The sequence below is a fragment of the Bacteroides sp. MSSM.1001136sp1_RTP21357st2_D2_RTP21359_211015 genome, from assembly GCF_040913205.1.
Taxonomy (GTDB): domain Bacteria; phylum Bacteroidota; class Bacteroidia; order Bacteroidales; family Bacteroidaceae; genus Bacteroides; species Bacteroides ovatus.
Window position 1 is genome coordinate 62,734 of sequence record NZ_JBDFVF010000002.1, and the last position, 19,019, is coordinate 81,752.

Annotated in this window: 18 protein-coding genes; 8 read left to right on the forward strand and 10 right to left on the reverse strand. The window is 44.7% G+C overall.

From position 1 onward, the window contains the following. Nucleotides 1–18 precede the first annotated feature (18 nt). From AB5217_RS02300 to AB5217_RS02320, 5 genes are all read right to left on the reverse strand, one after another. Nucleotides 19–114, reverse strand: a complete 96-nt coding sequence (locus tag AB5217_RS02300) for a smalltalk protein (RefSeq protein ID WP_005681936.1) — start codon at nucleotides 112–114, stop codon at nucleotides 19–21. 5 nt (nucleotides 115–119) lie between these two features. Beyond that, the gene (locus tag AB5217_RS02305) at nucleotides 120–647 is read right to left on the reverse strand and encodes an N-acetylmuramoyl-L-alanine amidase (RefSeq protein ID WP_032844986.1); all 528 of its coding nucleotides are present in this window, start codon (nucleotides 645–647) and stop codon (nucleotides 120–122) included. Nucleotides 648–744: 97 nt separating this feature from the next. Beyond that, a complete protein-coding gene (locus tag AB5217_RS02310) occupies nucleotides 745–1,263 on the reverse strand; it encodes an HU family DNA-binding protein (protein WP_004322602.1) in 519 nt (172 codons plus the stop codon). Between the two features lie 122 nt (nucleotides 1,264–1,385). Beyond that, the gene (locus AB5217_RS02315) at nucleotides 1,386–2,276 is read right to left on the reverse strand and encodes a DUF4373 domain-containing protein (RefSeq protein WP_004322603.1); all 891 of its coding nucleotides are present in this window, start codon (nucleotides 2,274–2,276) and stop codon (nucleotides 1,386–1,388) included. Continuing rightward, nucleotides 2,264–2,584 carry a hypothetical protein gene (locus AB5217_RS02320; RefSeq protein WP_004322604.1) on the reverse strand — a complete coding sequence of 107 codons (321 nt, stop codon included), beginning with the start codon at nucleotides 2,582–2,584 and terminating at the stop codon, nucleotides 2,264–2,266. Before AB5217_RS02320 ends, AB5217_RS02315 begins: the two co-directional genes overlap by 13 nt. A gap of 464 nt (nucleotides 2,585–3,048) precedes the next feature. Between AB5217_RS02320 and AB5217_RS02325 the strand changes: the two genes are divergently transcribed. Next, complete coding sequence (locus AB5217_RS02325) at nucleotides 3,049–3,762, forward strand: S24 family peptidase (RefSeq protein WP_004322605.1); 714 nt, start codon at nucleotides 3,049–3,051, stop codon at nucleotides 3,760–3,762. 181 nt (nucleotides 3,763–3,943) lie between these two features. Here AB5217_RS02325 and miaB read toward each other — a convergent pair whose 3' ends face one another. Then, on the reverse strand, nucleotides 3,944–5,326 hold the full coding sequence (gene miaB, locus AB5217_RS02330) for a tRNA (N6-isopentenyl adenosine(37)-C2)-methylthiotransferase MiaB (protein ID WP_004322606.1): 1,383 nt from the start codon (nucleotides 5,324–5,326) through the stop codon (nucleotides 3,944–3,946). A gap of 336 nt (nucleotides 5,327–5,662) precedes the next feature. Between miaB and AB5217_RS02335 the strand changes: the two genes are divergently transcribed. Both AB5217_RS02335 and AB5217_RS02340 read left to right on the forward strand, forming a co-directional pair. Further along, nucleotides 5,663–6,133, forward strand: coding sequence for a hypothetical protein (locus AB5217_RS02335; RefSeq protein WP_004302860.1), 471 nt, complete (start codon nucleotides 5,663–5,665; stop codon nucleotides 6,131–6,133). Between the two features lie 134 nt (nucleotides 6,134–6,267). Further along, nucleotides 6,268–7,767, forward strand: a complete 1,500-nt coding sequence (locus AB5217_RS02340) for an acetyl-CoA hydrolase/transferase family protein (protein ID WP_004310132.1) — start codon at nucleotides 6,268–6,270, stop codon at nucleotides 7,765–7,767. Nucleotides 7,768–7,999: 232 nt separating this feature from the next. On the opposite strand, the gene dacB is transcribed toward AB5217_RS02340, so the two are convergent. The 4 genes from dacB to AB5217_RS02360 all read right to left on the reverse strand — a co-directional run bounded on the left by dacB (nucleotide 8,000) and on the right by AB5217_RS02360 (nucleotide 12,557). Then, on the reverse strand, nucleotides 8,000–9,406 hold the full coding sequence (gene dacB / locus AB5217_RS02345; RefSeq protein ID WP_004324176.1) for a D-alanyl-D-alanine carboxypeptidase/D-alanyl-D-alanine-endopeptidase: 1,407 nt from the start codon (nucleotides 9,404–9,406) through the stop codon (nucleotides 8,000–8,002). A 46-nt stretch (nucleotides 9,407–9,452) separates the two neighbouring features. Next, a complete protein-coding gene (locus tag AB5217_RS02350) occupies nucleotides 9,453–10,655 on the reverse strand; it encodes a TlpA disulfide reductase family protein (RefSeq protein WP_004324175.1) in 1,203 nt (400 codons plus the stop codon). Nucleotides 10,656–10,719: 64 nt separating this feature from the next. Continuing rightward, entirely contained in the window at nucleotides 10,720–12,063 is a 1,344-nt protein-coding gene (gene lpdA, locus AB5217_RS02355; protein ID WP_004324174.1) for a dihydrolipoyl dehydrogenase, read from the reverse strand. A 41-nt stretch (nucleotides 12,064–12,104) separates the two neighbouring features. Further along, a complete protein-coding gene (locus tag AB5217_RS02360; protein WP_004324173.1) occupies nucleotides 12,105–12,557 on the reverse strand; it encodes a PH domain-containing protein in 453 nt (150 codons plus the stop codon). A 106-nt stretch (nucleotides 12,558–12,663) separates the two neighbouring features. On the opposite strand from AB5217_RS02360, the gene nadB reads away from it, so the two are divergent. The 5 genes from nadB to AB5217_RS02385 all read left to right on the forward strand — a co-directional run bounded on the left by nadB (nucleotide 12,664) and on the right by AB5217_RS02385 (nucleotide 19,018). After that, nucleotides 12,664–14,235 (forward strand): L-aspartate oxidase, encoded by a 1,572-nt coding sequence (nadB, locus tag AB5217_RS02365; RefSeq protein ID WP_004298834.1) that lies wholly within the window; start codon nucleotides 12,664–12,666, stop codon nucleotides 14,233–14,235. 2 nt (nucleotides 14,236–14,237) lie between these two features. Further along, nucleotides 14,238–14,513, forward strand: a complete 276-nt coding sequence (locus AB5217_RS02370) for a DUF4884 domain-containing protein (protein ID WP_004312856.1) — start codon at nucleotides 14,238–14,240, stop codon at nucleotides 14,511–14,513. Between the two features lie 467 nt (nucleotides 14,514–14,980). Continuing rightward, the gene (locus tag AB5217_RS02375; protein WP_004298831.1) at nucleotides 14,981–16,039 is read left to right on the forward strand and encodes a glycoside hydrolase family 130 protein; all 1,059 of its coding nucleotides are present in this window, start codon (nucleotides 14,981–14,983) and stop codon (nucleotides 16,037–16,039) included. Further along, a complete protein-coding gene (locus tag AB5217_RS02380; protein ID WP_004298829.1) occupies nucleotides 16,039–17,301 on the forward strand; it encodes an MFS transporter in 1,263 nt (420 codons plus the stop codon). The genes AB5217_RS02375 and AB5217_RS02380 overlap by 1 nt, the downstream gene beginning before the upstream one ends. Continuing rightward, the gene (locus AB5217_RS02385; protein ID WP_368112626.1) at nucleotides 17,285–19,018 is read left to right on the forward strand and encodes a hypothetical protein; all 1,734 of its coding nucleotides are present in this window, start codon (nucleotides 17,285–17,287) and stop codon (nucleotides 19,016–19,018) included. The genes AB5217_RS02380 and AB5217_RS02385 overlap by 17 nt, the downstream gene beginning before the upstream one ends. Nucleotide 19,019: the final 1 nt, after the last annotated feature.

Genomic DNA, 19,019 nt, shown 5'->3' on the forward strand with positions numbered 1-19,019 from the left:
GATAGAACTATTGAAAAATTACAAATTCATCGCATTAGCGCCCAATACGCCAGCCAAAGCCGAAGCCACTGCGATAACCACCTTCAGGATCATATCCCATACTGATTTCTTCATTGCCATCATTTACCTCCTTTCTGTTCTTTAATTTGTTGTGTTACTCTGTGTTCTTCCGTATTTTCTGTTTTGATAGCAAACTCCTCAAGTTCCTTGAATTCCTTTGCCACCTCAAAACACGGGCACTGTTTAATCCACTCTTCCGGCTCTATCTCACCGTTTCCATTAAGATCCGGCGAAAGATCCCGATGTCCGCATACCCGGCAGCCGGAGAATTTCTCTTGCAGTTGCCCAACGAGTTGCCGAAGTGTGGCTCGCTGTGCCGGAGTCCGGGTATCTGCCGGGCGTCCCCGGCAGTCCAGACCACCTTCATAGCAGATACCTATCGAGTGAGCGTTGAAACCTTTCGCATGTGCTCCGATGCGTTCTATAGGGCGGGTGAGGTGCACTGTTCCATCCTTGCGGATGTAGTAGTGATAACCTGTTCCGTTGAATCCGCGGCACCGGTGCAACCGGTCCAAATCTTCCGGAGAGAGCGTACAATCCCCCCGCGTGGCACTACAGTGCACCACGATTAAGTTAATAATTCGCATGTTAGTGGATAATTAGTTTAGTTTACTAGTCTAGTTAAAAAGCTCCGTTTAGTCGTTTAGTCAGCCATTTGTGTTTGTGTTGCGACCTACGTGCAGACTATGCTGCCGGATCCGGTGCTTCTCCACCGCCGTCGCCGGAACCACCGCTGCCGGAGCCACCACCATCAGGTTTACCACTATCTCCGCCACCGGAAGCCGAAGTATCGGCAAGGTCGAAACGGACACACTTGGCACCCGTCACCAAAGAACGGGTAGCGGTGGTACGGTCGGGATTCTTGGTGTAGTTGGGCAGGAAGCGGACGGTAAGGGAAGCTTGGGCGGCAGATACTTTTTCCGGCACCTCCACACCTTTACCGTTGGACTTCATCACCATACGGAAAGTTCCGAAGCCGTCGAGCGTTACACTTTCCGATGCCTGCAGATGCTGTGCAGACACTGTCACCAGGTTATCAAGCGTGTTCTTCACGTCACCCGTGGATAGAGACGAGTAAGCGGCTATCTCTTTGGCGAGTTGGGCGGTTGACACATTGGCCGTGTAAATCACACGGGGATGAAATAATTTCTTTTTGTTCTTGTCCTCCAGAACTGACTGGAAGGGTTTGTACAATACTGGCATAATTGTAATAGTTTTTACGTGTTAATAAATTAGTTTAGTTTTGTCCTTAAGCTTAATGACACTGTAAAGATACGGGTATTATTCAGACTGACCCAATCATTTTTTCAAAGTGCGTTCATAAATTAATTAATTACGCTCAAAAGATAATGCCCCGGCAATTTGATCTTCCCATTACTCCCACGGATGTTGCTGAATCCCTTCCACACCGGGTTTCCGATAGCTCCGAAGTTGCTTTTCAGAATAATGGCGTATTGCTCGGAAGGCGGAATCTTATAAGAGCGAAGGTTCTCCAGCAGTCCCTCGAAGTTACGCTGCGTGCCGTCGGACGGTGGTTGCAGATTGTCGATCTCTTCCTGTGTCATCACCTTCCTTCTTTTCAAAATTTTTCCTCCTCCGTTCTCTCCTTGAGGAGAGTCAGAGAGGTGGTTTAATTTGTTTTGGTTTGTTTTAATTTGTTTTTCTTTGTTTTGTGTACCCAATGTCGACATTTCGGCTTCCGATGTTGCAGAATCGGTGGTTGATGTTACAGTATCAGCAGTTGGTGTTACATCACAGCCTGTTTTGTTATCAGCATCCTCCGCACTGTTTTTGCTGTTTGGAGAAGTGTGGTACGATGCAAGCTCTTCCGCTTCCAACAGGCAGTAGGCGGGGGCTATCAACGAGCTGCTGCGCCGCTTGGTGATAAAGAGATACTGCCGTTGGATATCGGCGGAAGTCAGGATGCCGTATTGCCGGAAAAGCCCGGAATCAAACAGTCCACACTCCACGGCCAGGGCGATGATACGTTTCACATCATCAAGATCCGTATTGTAAAGGCTGTCCGTCAGTTCGTCGTAAAACTCATCACTGGCAGGGATATAATATCCTTTTCCGGCATAGATGTACGACAGCGTTTCTACCAATGTGGCAAAAGCGGCATCACCTTCCCGTTTCATGACACGACGCACTATACGGTCGTGCATGAAACTGGTGCTCATGGGGAAATAATCCAACCCCTGTTTTATTCTTCCCATAGTGCGCGTAGTTTTTCCTTTTCCTGCTTCCGGCGGATACTGTCCGACACCACTTGCCGGGCATGACGGATAAGGAACATCCGCAAAGCGTAGTCCTTCACCTCGGTTATCACCGGATAGGAAACAGATTTGTTTTCAAATAATATACTTTTATCCTGATTGCGATGTCTGCGTGCGTTTGCCTTACGACATTCTTTGCAGTAGTTGTCCGTAGTACGGGTACGTTGGTTCATATAAAAGGCTTCCTGTGGAAGCTCCCGCTTGCAACATCCGCAGATGCATAGAGATTTGTTCATAATGGTTTCCATATTGCTTTTCCGTTTTTATAGTTTTCATATTTAAATATTTGTTTGTATATTGAAGATATATCGCTGGCGCGCAGGACATATAGTTGCTGTATATTGGAGATATATCGGCTGCACATTGGGTATATAGATGCTACACGCAGGATATATAGATCTTATATGCAAGATATATAGACGCTGCAAGCAGGCTTACTATTACTTCTGCCCGTCCGGCACGGTTTCCTTAAAAAGGCGGTGAATGAGGTATTTTGCAACATTTCGTAAACTTTTTGTTGTTTCTCATGGTTTTTCTATTTAAAATTTATATTTTTGAAATATATTTGTGATTTCGTTGCTACAAATATAAAACAGATTTCATAAAGAAAACAAAAGATTTTGGAAATTAACTTTCAAAAAGTAGATAACAGATTATCAATGAGCAATTAACGAGTTTATGAATTTTTACATCAAAAATAAACGATCATAAAATGGATACATTTTTAGATGTCACAGGAATTGTGAAGCGTGCCAAACAGGTGCTAAACTTCAAGAACGACAGCGAATTAGCTGAATATTTAGGAGTCTCACGTGCCACAGTATCCAACTGGGGTGCACGAAACAGCATTGATTTCCGCCTGTTACTCGACAAATTCGGGGACAAGGTGGACTACAACTGGCTATTATTAGGAAAAGGGAATCCGAAACACCAGCCGAGATTTTGCGAAAGCGAACTGGTAAAAGGAGAAGTGGAGATTATACACAATCCGAAAACACCAGAACCTATAGACGACCGTAGCGTGACATTATACGATATTACGGCGGCGGCGAACCTGAAAACATTATTCACCAACAAGCAGCAATATGCACTGGGGAAAATATGGATTCCCAATATATCCGTCTGCGACGGGGCGGTCTACGTCAACGGAGACAGCATGTACCCTATATTGAAATCGGGAGACATTATCGGGTATAAAGAAATCAGCAGTTTCGATAATGTCATTTACGGGGAAATATACCTGGTGTCGTTTATGATTGACGGAGACGAGTATCTGGCGGTGAAGTACGTGAATCGTTCGGAAAAAGAAGGGTATCTCAAGCTCGTGAGCTATAATACTCATCATGAGCCGATGGATATTCCATTCGCGTCCATCAATGCGATGGCGATTGTGAAGTTCTCCATCAGAAGGCACATGATGATGTAAGTCTCACCATAGAGAGAGCACGCAAGATATGAAGAATATGGAGAGTGCAGAAAACACGAAGGACACAGAGCTTTTCTCTAACTCTGTGCCCTTCGCATCCTCTACAGTGAGAAGTATATTAAATGGAATAGTCTATGCTAATCCACGCAACACTTGTTCGGTCCTAAAATTCTGCAACAAACTAATCCGCAGCAACCTCTTCCCCTTTCAGCGTAGCCGAGCTGGCCTCCGTGACACGCACGTTGACGAAATCACCGACACGGTGCGTACCTCTGTCGAACACCACCACACGGTTCTGCTCCGTACGACCGAACAGCTGGTCGCGCGAACGCTTGGAAACACCTTCCACAAGCACCTCATACGTTTTACCGATGCAACGCTGGTTGGATTCGGCAGACAGACGGTTCTGCAAAGCAATAATCTCATTCAGCCGGCGGACTTTCACCTCTTCGGGCACATTATCTTCGAGATGTTTGGAAGCATACGTTCCCGGACGTTCGGAATATTTAAACATGAAAGCGGCATCGTATCCACATTCTTCCATCAGCGAAAGTGACAAGGCATGATCCTCTTCCGTTTCAGAATGAAAACCGGAGAAAATATCGGTAGTCAGTCCGCAATCGGGGATGATACGTTTGATAGCTGCCACCCGGTCCAGATACCACTCACGGGTATACTTACGGTTCATCAGTTTCAGAATACGCGAACTGCCGCTCTGCACAGGCAGATGGATATGTTTACACACATTCGGAACTTGCGCAATCACTTCCAGCGTTTCATCACTCATATCCTTCGGATGGGAAGTCGTGAAACGAATACGCACTCCCGGAGCAGCCTCGGCCACTGTTCGGAGCAACATCGGGAAAGTAACCACTTCGCCTGTCGGTCTTTCAAAACGGTAAGAGTTGACGTTCTGCCCCAACAGGGTGACTTCCTTATAGCCTTTCGCCACGAGGTCTGCCACTTCATTCAGGATGCTTTCTACGTCACGGCTGCGCTCGCGTCCACGAGTATAGGGCACGATACAATAGGTGCAGAAGTTATTGCAGCCACGCATGATGGATACAAAACCCGAAATATGATTGCCGCAGATACGCGACGGAATCACATCCCGATAAGTCTCGGTAGTAGAAAGTTCCACATTGATTGCTTTTTCACCGGTTTCTACGGCCGCAATCAGGTCGGGCAACGTCAGGTAAGCATCCGGCCCCACAACGAGGTCTACATGATGATTCGTTATCAGATCATCCTTTACCCGTTCGGCCATACAGCCCAATACACCTACAATCAGATGCTTTTTCTTTTTCTTCAGCGAGTGAAAAAACTCCAGGCGATTCAGAATCTTCTGCTCCGCATTGTCGCGGATGGAACAGGTATTCATAAACACGGCATCGGCTTCCTCCAGCGTTTCGGCTACGGAATAACCCGCCATTTGCATCACCGAGGCAATCACCTCACTGTCGGCTACGTTCATCTGGCAGCCATAGGTTTCGATAAACAACTTTTTGTTGTCATCCTTCATTTCAGTTGCGGATTTAAAGTCCGCTCCCGTTAATTCGTTCATACTCAAATCTTAGTTTAAAAATTCGGATGCAAAGATACGGCTTCGCTTTCAATAAGTAGTGAATTGATATCAAAATAACGCAAAAACTTATGATTTGGCAAGCAAATTTGTAATTTATGTTAAGAGAATAAACATTTTTAGGCGATATGCTTGGCAAATTTAAATTTATTTTTCACATTTGTGCAATGAAAGAAACATTAGATTTTTTCATAGTTAAGGTTTAGGTTAAAAAAATTAAGGGGAGCTGTGAAGCTGCCCTTTTTTCATAATAAAATGTTAGCCTGAACCAGATAAAATACGTAACTTTGGCAGATAACTAATTAGCAGTGAAACACAATGGAAGATTTTTTGAAATTTCTCTTGATAGCAGGTGTCATTCTTGTGGGAATATTCAAAGAGGTGAATAAGAATAGTAAATCGAAAAAAGCTAAGAATAAACGCCCCGTTTCCCCAATGCCATCCCCCGTTGAAGTAGCTCCGGATGCAGTTCCTATGCCCGAGGCATGGGGTGGCCCCAAGTCGCTGGAAGAATTATTCCAGCCTAAACCCCTGAAACAGACGCCACCGCAACAGTCTCCCAAACAGACGGCGAAACCAGCGGCGCAGCAGAAAAGAAAAAAAGAAGAAATATCCGTTTCCGCATCCCTGGCAAACAGTGCCGCGCAAGATAAACGAAATTCCCAACAAGGTTCTCATTATAACTCTCACACCGAATCAACTGATAACGAACATGATTTCACGATTCATTCCGCAGAAGAAGCCCGCCGCGCTATTATCTGGGGAGAGATACTTCAACGGAAGTATTGAGAGAGCCCGTAAACTCATTGAGTTTCGAATCATTATGTGACGAGTCATTGCCAAGCATTGGTACAAGGCCGTACAAACAGAGAATTAATTATCAATAAAAATATCAACTGTATTTAACACGAAATTTACTATTTATGTCACTCAATCGTATTTCGGCAGCGGAAGCTGCAAGCCTAATCAAACATGGCTACAACATCGGCCTAAGCGGATTTACTCCCGCCGGAACGGCCAAGGCTGTAACAGCCGAACTCGCAAAAATTGCTGAAGCAGAACATGCGAAAGGAAACCCGTTTCAAGTAGGAATTTTCACAGGCGCATCGACAGGGGAATCCTGTGACGGCGTACTGTCACGTGCCAAAGCCATCCGCTACCGCGCTCCTTATACTACCAACGCCGACTTCCGCAAAGCTGTGAACAACGGAGAGATTGCCTACAACGACATACACCTCTCACAAATGGCACAGGAAGTGCGCTACGGGTTCATGGGCAAAGTGAACGTAGCCATCATCGAAGCCTGCGAAGTAACTCCGGACGGAAAAATTTATCTGACTGCCGCCGGCGGCATCGCCCCGACCATCTGCCGTCTTGCCGACCAGATCATCGTGGAGTTGAATAGCGCACACAGCAAATCCGGTATGGGTATGCACGACGTATACGAACCGCTCGACCCGCCTTACCGCCGCGAAATACCGATCTATAAACCGAGTGACCGTATCGGACTGCCTTACGTTCAGGTAGACCCGAAAAAAATTATAGGCGTAGTGGAAACCAACTGGCCGGACGAAGCGCGTTCTTTCGCTGCCGCTGATCCGTTGACCGACAAAATCGGCCAGAATGTTGCCGACTTCCTTGCAGCCGACATGAAACGCGGTATTATCCCGTCCAGTTTCTTGCCTTTGCAATCGGGTGTAGGAAACATCGCCAACGCCGTACTCGGTGCATTGGGACGTGATAAAACGATTCCTGCATTCGAAATGTACACAGAGGTAATCCAGAATTCCGTGATCGGATTGATTCGCGAAGGACGCATCAAATTCGGTAGCGCCTGTTCACTGACTGTTACAAATGACTGTCTGGAAGGCATCTACAACGATATGGATTTCTTCCGCGACAAACTGGTTCTCCGTCCGTCGGAAATCTCAAACAGCCCGGAAATAGTACGCCGCCTCGGTATCATTTCTATCAATACAGCCATCGAAGTTGACCTGTACGGCAACGTAAACTCTACCCATATCGGCGGAACAAAAATGATGAACGGTATCGGTGGTTCGGGAGACTTTACCCGCAACGCTTACATCTCTATCTTCACTTGTCCGTCTGTGGCCAAAGAAGGGAAGATCAGCGCGATCGTACCGATGGTATCCCACCACGACCACACGGAGCACGATGTCAACATCGTTATCACCGAGCAAGGTGTTGCCGATCTTCGTGGCAAGAGCCCGAAAGAACGCGCACAAGCCATCATCGAAAACTGTGCACATCCTGACTACAAACAGCTTCTTTGGGATTACCTCAAACTGGCCGGTAACCGGGCACAGACCCCACACGCTATTCAGGCTGCACTTGGTATGCACGCAGAGTTGGCTAAGAGTGGCGATATGAAGAATACTAATTGGGCTGAATACTCAAAGTAAATATAATATAGAGTATAGAATTTACAGTATTCGATTCAAAACAAGTATAATTGTATTCTCTGGTAAACAAAATCCTACGATTTTTGCTTATTAGAGAATACAATTGTCCTTTTGTAGAAGAATCAATAAAGAGCCCTCCATGGAAAATAGTACCTGCCTCTTGACAACATAGAAATCGGATTCAACAACGGAATTCCACTTTGGTTGTACGGGCTAATGTATTCATATCAGCCTATTTCCCAATAATCACCTCACACACCTTATCCTGAAATGCTCTCGCTTTAGCCGCCGAAAGTACATTCTGGTTCATAATGGCAAATGCCACTTCATGTCCGTTCTTCATCTTCAGATAGCCTGCAAGCGCATTTATTGCCGTAAACGAGCCTGTTTTGGCATAAACATTCCGAAAAGCAGGAGTACCTTTCATCCGGAATTTCAAAGTTCCGTCCACCCCACCAACGGGAAGTGATTTATACAACATCTGAAACACTTCTGTTTGCGAGTACGCATATTTTAGAAAGTCCACCAGCAGGGCAGGAGAGAGGTAATTATAATTGGACAGTCCGCAACCGTCGGCAATCTTATAATCTTTCGGGTCATGCCCCAGGCGGCGGATCAGCTTCATTATTTCGACAATACCATCTTCGGCAGCTACTTGCTTCTTTCCCGTAGCCTGCGCTCCCAGGCGACAGAGAAATGCTTCCGCATTGAGGTTATCACTCTCTTTCATCAGTTGGTTCAGCACTTTCTGCACAGAAGTGTTCCAGCAAGCCATACGCTCTACTCTCACACTGTCGCGAGGTAATTCGGCAAAGCCATACGACTGGGGAGTCGTGATTCCTTTCCCACGAAGGCGTTCCAGGAAAGTGTGCATAAAGAAACGGGGAGAATCATAGATGTTGACATCATCTTTTCGAATCGAAGTGACATTACCCGAAATAAGGAGGTTGTTTCCATTCGTCAGCCAGTCTCTTGTGAAAGAGAATTTCCCGGCAGAAGAGGTACCTGTTTTCGTCTGATTCGTCACTGTATAATAGGAAGACAGAGGCTGGCAGGAAACACTTGCCGTATCGCCCTGCACCGTGGATGGAACTATGGAAACCTGTACAGTCCCCTTGCAGAACATCAGCGGAGAGAGATAAGGCTGATAACCCGCAGGTGTATCGTCCCACGCCCATCCGCTGCCCCAATAAAGGGAGTCTTTCATTGAAACGTCACCATAGACCTGCCCGTTAATAACCGAAAAAGGGAAAGTGATTACCTCTTCTATCAATGAATCCATCGACTGGCTGTCAAATTCCGGATCGAATCCGCCTACCACATACAGGTTGCCTTGCAAGGTATCATGCTCTATCACGCCATCGTGCCATACTTCGGTGCGGAAAGGCTCGTTGGCTTCGGGGCGGGAAAGTGCGGTAATAGCCGTCAACAGCTTCATGGTAGAGGCAGGACGTGAAAGTTTCTCCGCACGATAGTTATAAAGTGATTTCTTAGCCGTCAGATCGTAGACGGATATGCCGACTTCGGATGCTTCGGGGAGCATCTTCTTGATAAGCGAATCTATCCGGGAGAAATTCTGTTGTCCCCAAAGTGGCAACAAACAAACTGAAAGGGCGACTAACAAAAGACTTTTTTTCATATAACACTGTTTATGACATCAACAAATGATCGTATCTTACCTCTATCTATTTCAAGTTTTTCTCTACCTGTCCAAGAAGCGAACCGGCGCCATAGCCGGACCATACATCCTGGATTTTTCCATCAGGGGCAATCAATACATAATGAGGGATTCCCCGTACCTGATAATTTAGGGCAAGACCGGTACGTCCTTTACGAAGTTCGTTCCACTGGTTACCGCCCATTCCTTTCGTCTTGATATACTCTTTCCAACGTGCCTTCGGGTCCTCACTAATACTAATCACAGTCATTTTATCCTTGTACAGATCCATCACCTTCTCCATTTCGGGTATCGACTCCACGCAAGGACCACACCCGCTACTCCAGAAATCGAGTAAGATGAATTTTCCTTTGAACTCGGAAATATGACGGAGAGAATCATTCGCATCATATAGGTCTCCATCCACCATCATATCTCCAATCCCTACTGTAGTGGGAGGATAAACATAGGTTGTAATCTCCTGTCCGTCATCTGTTTGTTTATCGGCTTCGGACATTCGGGCATAGAGTTTTTTTACCTCTTCTTTATAAGGCATGATGGTTTCATATTTCATCATGGAAGCAAATAACAATAATCTGTCCATCCACACCGGAGAGACGGGCGCTTCTTCCATGTATTCCATTTCCTTTTTCCAGATTTCCTGCTGCAACGGCATTGACAGTTTCCGGATAGAATCTATTTTGGCCCAGGCCTGGCTTTCAAACTCCCGGTCGCCCGGATGGTCTATGAACATCATCCGTTGCCAGTCATATTCCGCTGCCATGTATTGCATCAGTTCTTTCTGTTGAGCCATCGCGCAAGCCGTAAAGCGGTTTTCTTCCTGCTGTTCCGGCACATCACTTACTACTTCCCATGTTTTCACTAGTTTGTCCTGTCCCTTGATTTCGATGTATTCTCCCGGTGCGATCCACACTTCCAGCCATGTACCCGGGAAGCCCCGATTATCAGACATAATCAGCATTTTCCGTGTGGTAGAAACCGTGTCGCGGAAAGAGAACTGTCCATTCATAAGCGTATCTCTCAAGACACAGTTGAGAATATTTCCGTCTTCTTCATACAGGCCGATCACAATGCTGTCGGGAAGATTGGCCAATTCGCCCTGAATCAAATATTCATTGGCAGCAACTGACGCTTTACGATTAAATGTACAATGACACATCACCATACAAACTATTGCCAATAAGGCCGGAGTGATTATATATTTTCTCATCATATATTCGATTTTATCAGTAAGATACCCGCATCAATGAACGATGCCAGATATCGGAATCCATTTATAGAGCTTCCCGGAAGATTTCTCCTACCGTGGGATGTGGGAAAACAATCTTTTTCCATTGCGCTGCCGTCAATCCGAGTTCAATGGCAGTTCCCGCAAGAGTGATAATCTCCGAAGCCGGATTTCCCAACACATGAGCGCCAATCACCCGCTGCTGTTCATCCAGCAATACTTTGCAGACTCCGTTCACGCCTTCATTCTCCGCCACAAAACGGCCGGAGTAAGCCATCGGAAGTTTGATAACCTGATAATTGATTCCTTTCGTTGAGGCCGACTCCTCCGTTTCACCCACTCCGGCAATCTCCGGATTGGTATAGACTACGCCCGGAATAGCCCGATAACTCATGGCATCTTCCTTTCCCAAGATGGAATGTACGGCAACTTCCGCTTCACGAACAGCCGTATGGGCGAGCAAAGAGAATCCTGTCAGGTCACCACAAACATACACGTCCGGCACAGAAGTCTGCATCTTTTCATTAACTCTGATAGCACCACGCTCCGTCTGCTCCAAATTCAGGTTTTCGAGCCCGAAACCTTTCGTCACAGGACGGCGACCGACGCTCATCAACAGCTTTTCTGCAATGACACTGCCGTTTCCCTCTGCGTTCTCATAAGAAACAACAGCTCCTTCTTCCGTTTGCGACAAGCCGACCACTTTCGTACCAAGCAGGAATTTAATACCTCGTTTTGCATATTCCGCACGGAGCAAAGCGGAAAGCTCTTTATCCATTCCACCCAGGATTTCGTCCATCATCTCAACCACCGCCACTTGTACTCCCAAACTGTTGAAGAACGATGCAAACTCCATCCCGATCACTCCGCCACCTACAATAGCCAGAGAGGCCGGCAATTCTTTACTGTCCAAAGCATCCCTGTGCGTCCAGTAGTTCACCGCATCCACTCCCGGAATAGGGGGAATAAAAGTTTCCGAGCCTGTACAAAGTATCAGGTTCTCCCCTTCGTAAATTTCCTCCCCGCAGCGAACCGTATTTTTATCAATGATCTGCGCTTCTCCTGATACAATTGTAACATTGTTGGCAGTCAGCTTCGCTTTCACTCCCAGCACCAGTTTACGCACTACCTTACTTTTACGTGCTATTATCTTAGGCAAATCGAAAGAGACTTCCGGGATATTGACTGCATACTTCGATGCATGTTTTGCACTGTCATAAGTCTTTGCCGAATACAACAATGTTTTCGTAGGAATACAGCCTTCATTCAGACAGACGCCACCCAGACTATTCTTTTCGATAAGCAATACGCTCAAACCACCTTTAGCGGCAGCTTCGGCAGCCGTATATCCCGCAGGACCGCCACCAATGATAATTACTTGATATTTCATAGTATATAATCAGTTAATCTTTTCATTATTATCAAAACACGCTACGATTCATCCGCTTGAGAGCCTACAGGGTCTATTGCCTCCGTGGCCTTTATTTTCTTTGCGAACATTCTCTTTTCGAGTAGTTCTGCAAATTCCTGTTCCTTGACAGGCATCACCGAAACAAACTTTCCTTTTCCGTATTCTATCAGGATATAATCCGTCACCGAGAAACGGCCGAATTTCATGGAATGGTATTTCCTGACTGCAGTAATTTCGGAAAGCGGGATGATCTTCTTGCGAATAAAACGACCACGTGAGACTTCCAGATCACCATTTGTTGTCAATGTATAAGTAGTGTGTATAATTTGTTCGATCACTACAATCAGCATCAACATAAACAGTACTGCCACCAAGATATATTTGCACCACAATGCGCCAACAGCATTTACAGTAAGCACCACCAACAGGAAATATTGGTACCAGGCGATGCGAGCATGAAAAATTCGATTCATTTTGTCAGATTTTTGCCTGCAAGGTAGCAATTTTATGAATTAGTGACAACGAAAAGTACAACGAAGTAACTTATTTTGTAGCTTTGCGGTGAGAAATAACAAGATTATGGTAAGAAAATTCGATTTCCTCGTTATCGGTTCCGGAATTGCCGGTATGAGTTTTGCGCTGAAAGTGGCGCACAAAGGTAAAGTTGCTCTTATCTGTAAAAGTGGGCTGGAAGAAGCCAATACGTACTTCGCCCAGGGAGGTGTAGCCTCCGTCACCAACCTTCTGGTGGATAATTTCGACAAGCACATTGAAGACACAATGATTGCCGGCGATTGGATCAGTAACCGTGCCGCAGTAGAAAAGGTAGTGCGCGAAGCTCCCGCACAAATTGAAGAACTGATTAAGTGGGGAGTGGATTTTGACAAAAACGAGAAAGGCGAATTTGACTTGCACCGCGAAGGCGGACACTCGGAGTTCCGTATTCTTCACCATAAAGATAATACGGGAGCGGAAATTCAGGACAGCCTGATTAAAGCCGTACAACGCCATCCGAATATCACGGTCATCGAAAACCAGTTTGCCATTGAAATCCTGACACAGCATCACCTGGGAGTGACTGTAACCCGCCAAACACCGGACATCAAATGTTATGGTGCTTATATCCTCGATCCGAAAACGGGAAAAGTAGATACCTATCTTGCTAAAGTGACGCTAATGGCTACCGGTGGAGTAGGGGCTGTTTATAAAACAACCACTAACCCGCTAGTCGCTACCGGAGACGGTATCGCCATGGTTTACCGTGCCAAAGGTACGGTGAAGGATATGGAGTTTGTACAATTCCACCCTACCGCCCTGTATCATCCGGGAGACCGCCCTTCTTTCCTGATAACGGAAGCAATGCGTGGTTACGGAGGCGTACTGCGCACAATGGACGGCAAAGAGTTCATGCAGAAATACGATCCCCGGCTTTCGCTCGCTCCCCGTGACATCGTGGCACGCGCCATCGACAACGAGATGAAGAACCGTGGAGACGACCATGTATATCTGGACGTCACCCACAAAGATCCCGAAGAAACAAAGAAACACTTCCCCAATATCTACGAAAAATGTCTTAGCCTAGGCATCGACATCACGAAAGATTATATCCCGGTAGCCCCGGCCGCCCATTATCTCTGCGGAGGTATCCTTGTCGACCTGGACGGACAATCTTCCATCGAACGTCTTTATGCCGTGGGAGAATGTTCCTGCACAGGATTGCATGGAGGCAACCGCCTGGCTTCCAACTCACTGATAGAAGCAGTCGTATATGCCGACGCTGCCGCCAAACATAGTCTACAAGTGGTCGATCAATATTCTTATAATGAAGATATTCCCGAATGGAATGACGAAGGAACCCGTTCTCCGGAAGAAATGGTGCTCATTACGCAAAGTATGAAGGAAGTGAACCAGATTATGAGTACGTATGTAGGTATTGTCCGCAGCGACCTCCGTCTGAAACGTGCCTGGGACAGACTCGATATTATCTACGAAGAGACTGAAAGCCTGTTCAAACGTAGCGTAGCGTCCAGAGAAATCTGCGAATTGCGTAATATGGTGAATGTGGGTTATCTGATTATGCGTCAGGCAATGGAGCGTAAGGAGAGTCGCGGATTGCATTATACGATTGATTATCCGCACGTGAAGAAATGATTATGAAAACATTGATTCGGACCTTTATTCTTTTCTTCTGCATAACGGGACTAGCTTCCTGCTATGCAGGTATTCCACTGAAAAGCGGAAAATCAGAAAATAACCAGACTTATGAAGTCAGTTATCTGTTCGAGCACGACGGAGTGAAAGTGTACCGTTTTCTCGATCTGGGAAACTATGTGTATTTCACGACCCGGGGAGATGTAACCAGTATCAAGAATGATTCAACAAGAAAAAGGACAATTACTATTTATAAAGACAGTATACCAAACCGATAACGAAAAGAGGCTGTCTAACAATTTTTTTTTAACGGCTTCACCTCTATCAAACAAACTCTGACAGATTATATACGATAGATTATCCGTACGTGAAGAAATAGGATTTACAGTATTATTTTTATTAAAAAGAAAAAAACAAGAGGCTTCCTCAAATTATATTTTTGAGTTTGGCCTCTTATTTTTTTATCTTTATATGTTTCTTTTGCACTCCTCAAAGAAACTATACTATACACTTATGAGAATATAATACACTTCAATACACCGCATATTTATCTATAAATCAAATGTTTAAATAGTAAAAGCCTATAAATACGAATATCACTGCCTCTTCTAAAATCATTCCCTAATATCACCCTCTTAAAAACATGTTCTTGAGCATGTGTACACTTCTTTGAGAATATAGTAAACGCTTTCCTGTCTTTCATCTCATACTTTTGTTCACAGAAATAATCACTAATCGAAATATTATGGATATAGCTAAAAGATGTGAGCAGAACCCCCTACTGGCTCCAAAAGATTTAAAAGCGGGAATCAACGGAATGGAAATTACATGTTTGTTAAATCCCGGAGTTTTCAAATATCAAGGCAAAATTTGGTTACTTTTGCGCGTCGCAGAGAGACCTATACAGAAAGAAGGAATTATCAGTTTTCCTATATATAATGAAAAAGGAAAAATAGAAGTGGTTTCGTTTTTAAAGAATGATCCCGATTTAGATGCTTCAGACCCACGCGTTATCGGTTACAAAGGAAAGAATTATCTGACTACGATGTCTTACTTACGATTGGTTTCAAGTACCGACGGTATTCACTTCAAAGATGAACCGGAATTTCCACCTATTTTCGGAAAAGGAGAGCTGGAAGCATTCGGCATTGAGGATTGCCGTGTTGCAACAACCGAAGATGGTTTTTACCTTACTTTCACAGAAGTATCGTCGGTAGCTGTAGGGGTTGGACTGATTCACACCAATGATTGGAAAAACTATACACGGCATGGAATGATATTCCCACCGCATAATAAAGATTGTGCATTGTTCGAACAGAAGATAGGTGACAAGTATTTCGCTCTTCATCGCCCGAGCAGTCCCGAACTTGGCGGCAATTATATATGGTTGGCAGAATCGCCCGACCGCTTGCATTGGGGAAACCACAAATGTGTGGCAACCACTCGTGACGGAATGTGGGATTGCGCACGTGTAGGGGCAGGGGCAGCTCCAATAAAGACAGAAGAAGGCTGGCTGGAGATTTATCATGGAGCCGATTTTAATCACCGTTATTGCTTGGGGGCTTTATTACTCGATTTAAATGACCCGTCGAAAGTCATTGCAAGAAGCGAAGAACCTATCATGGAACCTATCGCCGCTTATGAGCAAACAGGTTTCTTCGGAAATGTAGTTTTCACTAATGGGCATTTAGTGGACGGCGATACGATAACCATGTATTATGGAGCAAGCGATGAAGTGATTTGTAAGGCAGAGCTTTCCATTTCAGAGATATTAAACGTATTAAAACAGACACAAGAGAAGTAATGAATAAACTGAAAAAAGAATATCTGTTCTTTAAGCAACAGGAACCTAACATGAGAACACTGTTGGTTACCAATATGCTTTATGCATTGGTACTACCGATAGTAGAAATCTTTGTGGGAGCCTATATCATGAGAAACACGAGTGACCCCGTGATGGTTGCTTTTTATCAGCTGGCAATGTATATAGGCATCATTACTACCTCTCTTGTTAACGGTTATCTGCTAAAGAAATACAGTGTGAAGACACTTTATTCGGTAGGAATCCTGGTAAGTGGCATTTCCATGTTCGGTATGATGACTATCAAGTCACTTGGCTTCGTCGAACTTGGTCTGGCCGGCTTTTTAATGGGAGCAGCTTCTGGTTTCTTCTGGACCAACCGATACCTACTGGCTCTCTATAATACCAACGACAACAGCCGTAACTATTTCTTCGGACTAGAGTCTTTCTTCTTTTCTATTACCTCCATCGGTGTTCCTTTAATTATAGGCGCATTTATCAGCCAGATAGATGGAAAAGAAGTTTTCGGATTCCTCTTCAATATCAATACCTCTTACTGTGTAGTTACGATGGCAGCAGTAGTCATTACCGTTATCGCCTGCATGACACTGTGGAAAGGTAAATTCGAGAACCCCAAAGAAACGAACTTCCTCTATTTCCGCTTCAACATACTTTGGAAAAAGATGCTTTGGCTAGCCGGATTGAAAGGAATGGTTCAAGGTTTTTTAGTAACGGCACCGGCTATATTAGTATTGAAGCTGGTAGGAGATGAAGGAGCGTTAGGATTGATTCAGGGAGTTAGCGGGGCACTGACTGCTGTCCTGGTGTATGTATTAGGACGTATGGCCCGCCCGCAAGACCGTTTGAAAATATTTGTAGGAGGACTAATCGTATTCTTTGTCGGTACACTATTCAACGGTATTCTCTTCTCTGCTACAGGAGTGATCCTTTTCGTCCTTTGCAAAGTGATATTCCAGCCTTTGTTCGACCTGGCTTACTTCCCCATTATGATGAGAACAATTGATGCAGTTGCAAAGATTGAGAATAGAAACGAATATGCATATATCCTAAGCCATGAGTTCGGCCTTTTCCTTGGAAGAGCTTTCGGTTTACTACTGTTTATCTTCCTTGCTTATTGTGTATCGCAGGATTTTGCATTGAAATATGCGCTGGTGATTGTTGCCGGATTACAATTAGCGGCATATCCTTTAGCTAAGAATATTACTAATCAAACTGATACTATTGAACATGAAAATGACAAGTAAAGGTGTTTTTGTACTTATGACCGTTTGTCTCCTGGCATCTTGCTCGGGCAACGAAAATAACTTTGGTGAAAAGGTAAAGCAGGTTTCCATCCATAGGGTAGACTCTATGCCTGATATGCCTGAAACTTATAAAATGCTGGACTGGAAGCAAAAAGCCCAAAAGTATGACCAGTTTATCTTTGACTGGAATAATAAAAGCGAAGTCGGACCATTAATCTGGTTAGATGACGCCCGCAGAAATATGGACCAGACTACATTTGGCTTATATACTGCCATTAAAGATATTCGTCAGGGAAAAAATGCCAATAACGGAGAGTTCCATGAAAGTCTGAACTCATTGGCAGCTATTCTTGGTGCCGGCCTTGTAGGGATTGACAAGACGAATCAAGACGGATATAACTATGTAAAAATGGTGCAGAATTATTTCAACTCTGATAACGGCTGGAATATAGTCATGAACAATACGACTCCGTCAGTAGCCCTTTTAGGAGGAGGCTATGGCCGCGACTGGTGGTATGATGTATTACCCAATGCCTTATATTATGCTATTTGCGATGTTTTCCCCAATGTAGACGGGGCAGAGAAGATACAAAAAAGTATTGCGGAGCAGTTTGTTAAAGCAGATTCTGTATTGAATGGAAATTACGACTATTCTTATTTTGACTATGCACAAATGAAAGGAATGGTTAATAATATTCCATTGCAACAAGACGCCGCCGGTGGGCATGCTTATGTATTGTTGTGTGCTTATCATAAGTTTGGTGATCCACGTTATCTGCAACATAGTAAAAGTGCCATCGAAGCCCTGCTTGCCCAAAAAGAAAGCCGTTTTTACGAGGCCCTTTTACCACTCGGAGTTTATACGGCAGCCTATTTGAATGCAGTAGAAGGAGCCAACTATGATGTAGCCAAACTTCTTGATTGGGTATTTGACGGATGTAAAAGCCCTACAGGAAGAACCGGTTGGGGAATTATTGTAGGAAAATGGGGTGACTATGATGTAAGTGGTCTGCAAGGAAGTATCACAGACGGCGGAGGATATGCATTCCTCATGAACAGTATCAAACCTGCCTGGCCTTTCATTCCGATGGTGAAATATCAGCCTCAATATGCAAAAGCTATCGGCAAGTGGATGTTGAACAATGCAAGTGCATGTCGTTTGTTCTATCCGGGGGAAATAGATGAAACACATCAATGGGCTCCTGAATTGAAGAACATTACTTATGATAATGTTTCTTATGAAGGTTTACGAAAAACGGATGACTATGGAAAAGCATCATTAAAAGGGGTTAATCCGGTTGCAATCGGCGATGGTCCCAAATGGATAAAAGGTAATCCGACGGAGAGCATGTTCAGCGTTTACAGTTCTTCTCCTGTTGGTATTTTAGGGGCCATTGTTTGTCAAACGAATGTGGAGGGTATCCTCCGGCTGGATTGTAATGTCACAGACTTCTATACAGAGAAACCTTATCCGGTCTATCTCTATTATAACCCTCATAAAGAGACCAAAACCATTACTTATCAAGCTACCCAACCATGCGATTTGTTTGATATTGTTGCCAAAGAATATATAGCAAAAAATATAAAGACAAATGGCTCCGTTGAGATCCCAGCCAACGACGCAAGAGTAATTGTGGAACTTCCTGCCGGAACAGAATTAGAACTGAAAGATGGTAAGATTATCGCGAATAAACAAAATATCATTTCATATAATTAAA

Excerpts from the sequence above, each read along its gene's own strand:
- AB5217_RS02305 (WP_032844986.1), bottom strand. The coding sequence starts at position 647 with ATGCGAATTATTAACTTAATCGTGGTGCACTGTAGTGCCACGCGGGGG.
- nadB (WP_004298834.1), top strand. The coding sequence starts at position 12,664 with ATGGTAAGAAAATTCGATTTCCTCGTTATCGGTTCCGGAATTGCCGGT.
- dacB (WP_004324176.1), bottom strand. The coding sequence starts at position 9,406 with ATGAAAAAAAGTCTTTTGTTAGTCGCCCTTTCAGTTTGTTTGTTGCCA.
- AB5217_RS02310 (WP_004322602.1), bottom strand. The coding sequence starts at position 1,263 with ATGCCAGTATTGTACAAACCCTTCCAGTCAGTTCTGGAGGACAAGAAC.
- AB5217_RS02335 (WP_004302860.1), top strand. The coding sequence starts at position 5,663 with ATGGAAGATTTTTTGAAATTTCTCTTGATAGCAGGTGTCATTCTTGTG.
- AB5217_RS02360 (WP_004324173.1), bottom strand. The coding sequence starts at position 12,557 with ATGAATCGAATTTTTCATGCTCGCATCGCCTGGTACCAATATTTCCTG.
- lpdA (WP_004324174.1), bottom strand. The coding sequence starts at position 12,063 with ATGAAATATCAAGTAATTATCATTGGTGGCGGTCCTGCGGGATATACG.
- miaB (WP_004322606.1), bottom strand. The coding sequence starts at position 5,326 with ATGAACGAATTAACGGGAGCGGACTTTAAATCCGCAACTGAAATGAAG.
- AB5217_RS02370 (WP_004312856.1), top strand. The coding sequence starts at position 14,238 with ATGAAAACATTGATTCGGACCTTTATTCTTTTCTTCTGCATAACGGGA.
- AB5217_RS02325 (WP_004322605.1), top strand. The coding sequence starts at position 3,049 with ATGGATACATTTTTAGATGTCACAGGAATTGTGAAGCGTGCCAAACAG.
- AB5217_RS02385 (WP_368112626.1), top strand. The coding sequence starts at position 17,285 with ATGAAAATGACAAGTAAAGGTGTTTTTGTACTTATGACCGTTTGTCTC.
- AB5217_RS02380 (WP_004298829.1), top strand. The coding sequence starts at position 16,039 with ATGAATAAACTGAAAAAAGAATATCTGTTCTTTAAGCAACAGGAACCT.
- AB5217_RS02375 (WP_004298831.1), top strand. The coding sequence starts at position 14,981 with ATGGATATAGCTAAAAGATGTGAGCAGAACCCCCTACTGGCTCCAAAA.
- AB5217_RS02340 (WP_004310132.1), top strand. The coding sequence starts at position 6,268 with ATGTCACTCAATCGTATTTCGGCAGCGGAAGCTGCAAGCCTAATCAAA.
- AB5217_RS02315 (WP_004322603.1), bottom strand. The coding sequence starts at position 2,276 with ATGGGAAGAATAAAACAGGGGTTGGATTATTTCCCCATGAGCACCAGT.
- AB5217_RS02300 (WP_005681936.1), bottom strand. The coding sequence starts at position 114 with ATGAAGAAATCAGTATGGGATATGATCCTGAAGGTGGTTATCGCAGTG.
- AB5217_RS02320 (WP_004322604.1), bottom strand. The coding sequence starts at position 2,584 with ATGGAAACCATTATGAACAAATCTCTATGCATCTGCGGATGTTGCAAG.
- AB5217_RS02350 (WP_004324175.1), bottom strand. The coding sequence starts at position 10,655 with ATGAGAAAATATATAATCACTCCGGCCTTATTGGCAATAGTTTGTATG.